We start from the raw sequence: 8,398 nt of genomic DNA, 5'->3' as shown, positions 1-8,398 counted from the left end.
CGCCGCGTAGAGCCAGCCGAGGACGAGGCCGGCGATATAGGCCAGCGCATACCAGCGGATGGCGAAGGGGCCGATCTCGATCAGCACCGGGTCGATGTTCGGAAAGGGCAGGGCGGCAAGCGGCATGGGGCGGGCTCCTGGCGCCTAGAGCATGATGATTCTAGGTCTGGTCACCTTTTGCCGTCATTCCCGCGCAAGCGGGAATCCATTGGCATCAGCGACACGGAATACAACCGGCCATGGCGCGCGATTGCGCGTGACGCGCCGCCATTGGGCTCCTGCTTTCGCGGGAGCGGCGAGATTGATTCGATTTCATTTCATCCCGCTCTAAAGACCCGCCCCGGCGGCGCGATGTCAAGCGGGATGGGGGGCGGGGGCGGGGGCTCCACTTCTTCCGCCCGTCAGTTGCTCATCAATCGTTTGATTAAATTGCGCGGGGGAGATCGGCACGGATGCGATTGAATTGACTCGCTTAAAGGGATAGGAGAGCCGATCGCAATAAAACTTCTCCCCCCTTGGCGGGGGAGAAAGCAAAATCAAGGCGTTAGCCGACGTGAAACGAGGCTAACCCTTTGATTTTGCAAGAGCATCTGTGTTGTTTGTCAAGGCGGAGATGGCAGCCAGAGGCGGTCCTCCTTAACGAAGGTGTTTGCCAGGACGACAAGCTTGCGCATGACGGCGGTGAGGGCGAGCTTGGGTTTCTTTCCGGCGGCCCGCAGCCGCTTGTAGAAGGCGAGGTCCGGGTTGCAGCGCACGGCGGCGAGGGGAATTACGGAATTACGGTGACAGTGCATTTAATTAATCCGACGGGCCGTGGCGGGAACAATTAAGTGCACTGTCACCGTAATCCGTAATCCGGGAACAATTAAGTGCACTGTCACCGTAATCCTGTCACCGTAATCCCACCGTAATCCCCGTAATCCCCGTAATCCCCGTAATCCCGTAATCCGCAACGCAGACGGCAAGCAAGCGGCAGTCTACGATCAACGCAATCGTTTCATCGCAAAGTCTGCATATTTCCTTTCAATAATCAGGACGTACCGCCCCAAACGTACTGTTACCCTGTCGTCTGAGCCGACAACGGACTCATCGCCCAGATCAAGCGCCTCAGTGTGGCCACCGCGCTCTTGTTCCCTTTGCGCCGTTACGGACATTCGGATCTTGGCCACCTCAGTATTTGGCATTCCGTCGAAATAGACACCCTTATCCGCACACTGACTCTCAAAAACATCGCCCATCACTCTTCTGTCGAGCGTATCGTTCGGCCTCGCCATGGCGACTTCATCCAACAATTTTTCAATTGCATCCGTCGAATATAACTCAAAATGCGGTGTCGCTTCATATTTCTGCGCCACTCCGTCGACTTCAAGGATCTCCTCATCCGTGACCAAGCGGCATGGGTTTATGTATTTCTTGTTTTGAGCGTTCGGCAGCTCGCTCAACACGATTGGTAGGAGCTTCTCTTGCACAGCCTCAGAAGACAGAGCGTCGCCAAACGCAGCTATGATGATAACGTCGCCGCTGCGAACATGAATTTCATTAGCCCCGGACTGGGTGATACTGCTTCCCCCCAAGACAGCGACAGCGCCATCGCCAAGCCCCGAAATCTTCTTTAGAGAGCCTTCTGACACGTACCCCGGAAGGACTCCCGAGGCGACTCCCAAGGCCTCGTCTAAGTACTGTTGAGCAGGGGGAATTGCGCCGGGGTGACTGTCTGGCGGAGCGGCTTCCCAAAAGACCAAATTGAGTGCAAACAGTCTGCTGGGTGGACCGTTTTGGCTATTTCCAGACTGATCGTTGATGTCTCTCCAGGCACAGCCCCTTGAATATCCATTTCCATATCCAAATGGATTGGGGCCGGCGCCTCCCTGTCCGGATTCGAATACGCCGCCGAGAGCTTCGCCAACTTCTTTTGCGCTTAGAAGACCGCAAACGTCGATCGGGACTAGATTGGTTTCAAGGGCAGGACTTCCGGCGAAGTCATCGCTGACGGCGCTCTCTTCCTCCCCCCAAGCGGCAAGGGGCATACTCACCATCAGGATAGTCGCGAACAACAACTGCCTGAGATTTGAGTTCTGACACATTGGTTTCCCCCATGTTGGCCATGTCCCTTTCCCTGTTGAAAAAGGCGAGGCAGGCATCGCTGGTTGATCAGGTTACTCGGCCTTCATGATGGTTTCAATAACCGGCCGCGGTACGGGCGCCATACCTTTGGAACATTGGACTACTGAGCTTCAAAGTCGTTCTAAGCGAATTGATGCGGCGCATGATCAACCGACAACACTGGTTTTCATGCGCCGCATTCAGGAGGCGCTTGGAAATTCCGTTCCGTCTGCGATTTGAACATTGAATTACGGTGACAGAATTACGCAGAATTACGGTGACAGTGCATTTAATTAATCCGACGGGCTGTGGCAGGAACAATTAAGTGCACTGTCACCGTAATTGCCGTAATTGCACCGTAATTGCCGTAATTGCGTAATTGTGTCACCGTAATTGTAATTCACCGTAATCCGCGTAATCCCCGTAATCCCGTAATCCGCGAAAGACGCAAGCGGGGCGAGGGCGCCGCGCGATCGGGGGTTACTTGGCCATCCGCCACGCGAACAGCACCAGAGCGGCGCCGGCCGCCGCCCCGATGACCGCCGTCGCCAGGCCGCCGCCGAGCACGATCAGCGCGGCGATGTGATAGCCGACGAACGCGCCGGCAACGCCCACCAGCGCGCTGGTGACGATGCCGCGGGTCGACCCCGAGAACTGGCGAGCGAGCCAGGACGGCCCGGCCAGCCGGTCGAACAGAATGCCGGCGACGATGCCGATCGCAAGGACCAAAAGAAATGTCACGACCGGGTCGGTGGCGCGCATGGATCAATCCCTCCCTTCGCGGGCGCTCATTTTAGGAACGCGGGCCACCTTACAGCATCGCTCCAAGAAGGGACACTCCGGCTTGCCGCGGCGCAGCATGACTTCGCAACGGAGTGCTTGGATTACGGTGACAGGATTACGAGGATTACGGCGGATTACGGTGACAGTGCACCTAATTATTCCGGATTAATTGAATTCACTGTCAGCGTAATCGCCCTCCCGGCGAACCGGGATCGGTCAAATGTACGGCCGCTGGTATTGGGGAAGGGGTCGGGCCGGCGAATCGATCCGATCGAATTTCGCGCTATTTGATCGCGCCGACGGTGAAACCGGCGATGAAGCGGCTGACGAAGAAGTTGTAGAGGATCGCCACCGGGATGCTGGCGATGGCGCAGGCCGCCATCAGCGAGCCCCAGAAATAGACGTCGCCGCGGACCAGGAAGGTCGGCACGCCGACCGAGACGGTGAGCGATCTGGACGAGGTGATGAAGGTCAGCGCGTAGACGAACTCCTGGACGACCAGCGTGAAGGAAAAGATCACCACGGTGAGGATGCCGGCGATCGACACCGGCAGCACGACGCGGAAAAAGGCGCCGAAACGGCTCAGGCCGTCGACCATCGCCGCTTCCTCCAGATCGGGCGGGATCGCCTTGAAGAAGCCCATCAGCAGCCAGGTGCAGAAGGGAACGGTGAAGCTCGGATAGACCAGAACCAGCGACCATAGCGAATCCTGCAGCCCCAGATTGCCTATCACCCGCGAGAAGGGAATGAACAGGATGGTCGGCGGCACCAGATAGGTGAGGAAGATGGCGATGGCCATGCGCTGGCCCCATTTGCCGGCAAGCCGCGCCAGCGCGTAGCCGGCCGGCACCGCCAGGACCAGCGTGATCGCCACCACCGCGATGCCGACGAGGGCCGTGTTCCACAGCCATTGCGGATACAGCGTGTCGTTAAACAGCACATCGAGATTCTTGAGCGTCGGCGGGTCGTTGTAGAAGAACGGGTTGTTCTCGATGTTGAGCAGATCGCGGGTCTCCTTGAAGGTCGTCACCACCATCCAGTAGAAGGGAAACGCCGCGAAACCCGCGAACAGGGCGACGATCGCGAAATGTCCGGCCTTGCCGGACCATCTGCGCAGCCTGGCGGAGGTCCCGGCGTCCATCTCACGTCACCTCGGCGCGCCGGGCGATGCGCAGGAACACGATCGCCACGGCGACCAATAGCGGGAACAGAAACAGCGCGATGGCGGAGCCCTCCGCCAAATCGCCGCCGTCGATGCCGGTGAAGTAGGCGAAGCTCGCCAGCACCTGCGTGGTGTCGTAGGGCCCGCCGCGGGTCAACACGTAGATCGCGATCATGTCGGTCGAGGTGAAGACGATGCCGAACAGGAGCGCCACCATCATGATCGGCAGGACCAGCGGAATGGTGATCTGAAACAGATGGCGCCAGAAGCCGGCGCCGTCGACCGCCGCCGCGTCGTGGATGTCCTGCGGGATCGAGGAGAGCCCGGCCAGGATGATCACGGTGGCGAGCGGCAGCAGCCGCCACACATGCACGGTGATGATCGCCGCCATCGCCAGATTGGGCTGGCCGAGCCAGATCGGCCAGAAGCCCTCCGGGAACAGGCCGACCGCGCGCCCCGTCCAATTGATGACCGAATAGACGGAATCGAAGATCCACAGCCAGCCGATGGCGCCGAGCGACACCGGGGCCACCCAGGGCAGCAGGATCAAGAGCCGCACCATCCACTTGCCGCGGAACTCCTTCATCAGCGCCATGGCCAGCATTTTCGCCAGCACCAGCACGATGACCTGGGAGACGATGGTGAACAGCAGCGTGTTCTTCAGCGCCGTCCAGAAGGTGCCGCTGTGCATCAATTGGCGGAAGTTCTGCAGCCCGACGAACTCGAATTCGCGCGTGCCGACGGTGATGTTCGAGACGCTGTAGATGAGCGCCAGCACGAAGGGGAAGCCGACCAGAAGCGCGATATAGACGAGCGCCGGCCCGATCATCAGCCGGCCGAGCCAGCGCTCGTCGTCGAGCGCGCGCGCGAAGCGGCGGCCGTGCGCCGGCGCCGGGATCGCCCGCGTCCCCGGCGCGGTGGTCATGCGCCCAGCCCCGCCGTCGCCTTGGCGGACGCCTTGGCGCCGCCCGCCTTGTCGACGCGCAGTCCCGTCTTCGGGTCGAAGCGCATCCGATAGGGCGGTTCGACGAAGAACTCGGCGCGCTCGCCCGCGGCGAACGACAGGAGCTCGGTGGAGGGCACCTTGGCCACCACCGGAACCTCCGGGAACGGCGGCTCGAGAACGCCGTAGACCATCTCGTCGGCGCCGAGATACTCGACCCGCCTGACGCGCACCGCCACCTTCAAGGCCCCCGGGCTCCTTCGGCCCTTGCCGCCCGGCACCATGTGTTCCGGCCGGAAGCCGAGGATCGTCTTGTCCTGTTCGACCAGATTCATCGGCGGGGAGCCGATGAAGGTGGCCACGAAGGTGTCGGTGGGGTCGGCGTAGATTTCCTCCGGCGTGCCGATCTGCCGGATCTTGCCGGCGTCCAGCACCGAGACGCGGTCGCCCAGCCCCATGGCCTCGGTCTGATCGTGGGTGACGTAGATGGTGGTCGTGCCGAGGCGGCGCTGGAACTGCTGAAGCTCGTCGCGCGCCGAGATTCTGAGCTTGGCGTCGAGGTTGGACAACGGCTCGTCGAGCAGAAACACCACCGGTTCGCGGACCACCGCGCGGGCGAGCGCGACGCGCTGGCGCTCGCCGCCGGAAAGCTGCCGCGGCTTGCGGTCGAGCAGCCGATTGATGCCGAACATGCCGGCCGCCCATTGCACCTTGGCGGAAATCGCCTCGCTCTCCATGCCCACCGCCTTGAGCGGAAAGGCGATGTTCTTGAACACGGTCAGGTGCGGATAGAGCGCATAGCTCTGAAACACCATGGCGATGTTGCGCGCCCGCGGCGGCAGGTCGTTGACCACCCGCCCGTCGATGAGGATCTCGCCGGAGGTCGGCTCCTCGAGCCCGGCGATCATCCGCAGCAGCGTCGTCTTGCCGCACCCCGAGGGCCCGAGGAGGACGAGGAACTCGCCCTCGCGCGCCAACAGGTCGATACCGTCGACCGCCCGAACGCCATCGAAATGCTTGGTGATTTTTCTGGTTTCTACAGCCCCCATGCCGCAAGACGCCCTCGGTTAGGATTGCCGCGCCGCGCGCGAACACAAGAGATCACTAAAGAGGCTCCGTCAACCGGAGCCTCTCTGTCAGCCATTGCCAGGGCCGCCGTCGCCGCGGCCGCCCCAGGACGGATCCGCACGTCGCCTAGACCTTGCCCCTCTCCTGCCACTTGGCCCAGATGCGCTGGCATTGAGCGGTGGCCGCCTTGAGGGCGTCTTCCGGCGTCTCGGCTCCGGTCGCCGCCTTGGCGAACATCGTGTTCAGCACCCAGGTGCTGAAGATTTCATCGATGGCCGCGTTGGCGTAGCCCGGATAGCCGACATTGGTGGCCCAGTCGAGGACGTCCGACAGGACCTTGTACTTGTCCGGCGGATTGGCGTTGTCGTCGTGGGCGATCAGCTCCTGCAGGTCGGGCACGGTATCGGGGAAGCACGGGAAGTTGTAATAGGCGCTGGCGTTGAAGCCGTCGCGGAAGTTGGCGATATAGTCGACCAGGAACTTCTTGGCGCCGTCGATATTCTCCGCGAAATTCCAGATCACGTACACGTCCATCACATGCTCGAGGCCGATCCGCCGCACCGGGCCCTGGGCCGCCTTGGCGAGCCAGATATTGTCGGTAATCGGCAGCTTCTCGGTCTCGCCCGTGCGCGTCACCGAGATGGCGTTGAGCACCAGCGAGCTGCGGCCGGCCAGCATGACGCGGTTGTTGGAGGAGGCATCCCAGGCCAGCACTTCCGGCGTCATCGTCTCCTCGAACAGGGCCTTGACGAAGGCGAGGGCCTCGCGCGTCTCCTTGGAGTCGAGCACCAGGTTGCCGCCGGCGTCCTGCACCGAGGAGCCGAACGCGTACATGATCGCGCGCATCGCCATGCCGGTGTCGATTTCGGCCGACAGGCCGACGCCGACCGGGATGTTGTGCTTCTGCTTGATCTTGGCCCCACCGACCCGGATGTCGTCCCAGGTGTCGGGGGCCATCCCGACATCGTCCCACAGGTCCTTGCGGTAGTTGACCGGATCGGGAACGTAGCTGTCGGAGAATCCGTAATATTTCTTGGTTTTCGGATTGTAGGTGCTCTTGACCGCCAGATCGATCGGCTTGCCGAACTTCTGTTCGCATTCCTGATAGATATCGGCGAGGTCGACGACCTGGTCCTCGAACACGGGAGGCGGCCACAGGAACATGAAAAGGTCGTGTCCCTGCTGCGCCGACACCTCGGCGGCGGCACGCGAGTTGAGGGTCGCCAAGCCGACATTGTCGACGATCACCTCGGTGTCGTTGGCCTGGCCCCATTCCTTGATGTAGGTCTCGTTGAACCACTTGTCATAGGCGGGAACGAAGTGGTTCCACTGAATGATTTTCAGCGTCTTGGCTGCCTTAGCAGGGTTGGTGATGATGAACGGGCCGACGCTTGCGGCGACGCCGACCGCGGCGGCGCCCTGAACAAGCTGACGGCGGGTAACTCGGGATGCAGCCCGAGGCGGCTTTTTGACGTTTTTCACCATGTTGAGTCCTCCCCACGGCGTTTTAGACGTGTCCGCTTTTTTGGAAACGTCTGATTTTCTTTATAAAATTCTTCCGAGCGGCGAACCCGCCGCCCATTTTCCCTCAATGAATATAATTGCACGATCCAATCTGTTCCACAACAACGTGCCGCACTCGCACAGACCATTGATGGTTGCGAGCACAAGCGAGGCCAAAGGTGGCAGTCAGACGGAATTTTCAGGATCGCCCCTTAACTCGTCCGTTGCAGTTTTCCGCGATGGATGCGTTGGTCCGAATGTCGGCGAAGGTGAAGGGTAGGGCCGGCGCCAAGGAAGCTCGCCCCCCGCCGCCTTGCCGTCGCTGCGCCGCGTGCAAGTTTGTCTGGAACTGTTAAAATGCGGCCGCCATGTTCACGGCGTTCCCCAGGGAGGCAAGCATGACGGCATACAATGTGGTCCGGTTTCGCACCAGGCCGGGCAAGGAGCAGGCCTTTATCGACGCCCACAAGAGCGCCGACCGGGCGATGGACGGTTTCAGGAAGGGTTCCTTGATCAAGACCGGCGAGCGGAGCTTCTGCTTCATCGGCGAATGGGACGATCTCGACAGCATCGCGGCGGCCCGACCGCATATGATCTCCATCCTCGACGGTTTCCGCGACATGCTCGAGGACCTCGGTGGCGGGCTCGGCGTGACCGATCCGGCATCCGGGCCGGTCGTGGCGGAGCTCGGGCGGTAGAGCGGTTCATGGTTATAGGGAACCATTTGACCGGGATGATTTTGCGCCGTGGCCAGGCGCGGCTCGCCGGGCGATGTGGTGCATCGGCCAACAGCCGCAACACCGCCACGGCGCAAAAGAACCCGGCCTTCGGTGGGC

8 protein-coding genes and 1 pseudogene are annotated in these 8,398 nt (G+C 61.3%); 1 reads left to right on the top strand and 8 read right to left on the bottom strand.

What is annotated here, in order from left to right:
- From Q8P46_09610 to Q8P46_09575, 8 genes and pseudogenes are all read right to left on the bottom strand, one after another.
- A partial coding sequence (locus tag Q8P46_09610; protein ID MDP2620416.1) for a prolipoprotein diacylglyceryl transferase occupies positions 1–126 on the bottom strand: 126 nt, incomplete at its 3' end.
- A 476-nt stretch (positions 127–602) separates the two neighbouring features.
- Positions 603–764: pseudogene (locus tag Q8P46_09605) on the bottom strand (IS110 family transposase).
- A 219-nt stretch (positions 765–983) separates the two neighbouring features.
- Positions 984–2,084 carry a hypothetical protein gene (locus Q8P46_09600; protein MDP2620415.1) on the bottom strand — a complete coding sequence of 367 codons (1,101 nt, stop codon included), beginning with the start codon at positions 2,082–2,084 and terminating at the stop codon, positions 984–986.
- A gap of 499 nt (positions 2,085–2,583) precedes the next feature.
- On the bottom strand, positions 2,584–2,865 hold the full coding sequence (locus Q8P46_09595) for a transglycosylase (protein ID MDP2620414.1): 282 nt from the start codon (positions 2,863–2,865) through the stop codon (positions 2,584–2,586).
- Positions 2,866–3,169: 304 nt separating this feature from the next.
- Positions 3,170–4,027 carry a carbohydrate ABC transporter permease gene (locus tag Q8P46_09590; GenBank protein MDP2620413.1) on the bottom strand — a complete coding sequence of 286 codons (858 nt, stop codon included), beginning with the start codon at positions 4,025–4,027 and terminating at the stop codon, positions 3,170–3,172.
- Position 4,028: 1 nt separating this feature from the next.
- Positions 4,029–4,973: a sugar ABC transporter permease gene (locus tag Q8P46_09585; GenBank protein MDP2620412.1), complete on the bottom strand. Its 945-nt coding sequence runs from the start codon at positions 4,971–4,973 to the stop codon at positions 4,029–4,031.
- Positions 4,970–6,040, bottom strand: a complete 1,071-nt coding sequence (locus tag Q8P46_09580) for an ABC transporter ATP-binding protein (protein MDP2620411.1) — start codon at positions 6,038–6,040, stop codon at positions 4,970–4,972. The genes Q8P46_09585 and Q8P46_09580 overlap by 4 nt, the downstream gene beginning before the upstream one ends.
- A gap of 145 nt (positions 6,041–6,185) precedes the next feature.
- Positions 6,186–7,544: a carbohydrate ABC transporter substrate-binding protein gene (locus Q8P46_09575; protein ID MDP2620410.1), complete on the bottom strand. Its 1,359-nt coding sequence runs from the start codon at positions 7,542–7,544 to the stop codon at positions 6,186–6,188.
- 416 nt (positions 7,545–7,960) lie between these two features.
- Between Q8P46_09575 and Q8P46_09570 the strand changes: the two genes are divergently transcribed.
- Positions 7,961–8,260: an antibiotic biosynthesis monooxygenase gene (locus tag Q8P46_09570; GenBank protein ID MDP2620409.1), complete on the top strand. Its 300-nt coding sequence runs from the start codon at positions 7,961–7,963 to the stop codon at positions 8,258–8,260.
- The last annotated feature ends 138 nt before the right edge of the window (positions 8,261–8,398 follow it).

Source organism: Hyphomicrobiales bacterium (genome assembly GCA_030688605.1).
Lineage (GTDB): Bacteria > Pseudomonadota > Alphaproteobacteria > Rhizobiales > NORP267 > JAUYJB01.
Note: the sequence above shows the minus strand (reverse complement) of the source record. Positions and strands in the feature narration are given on the sequence as shown.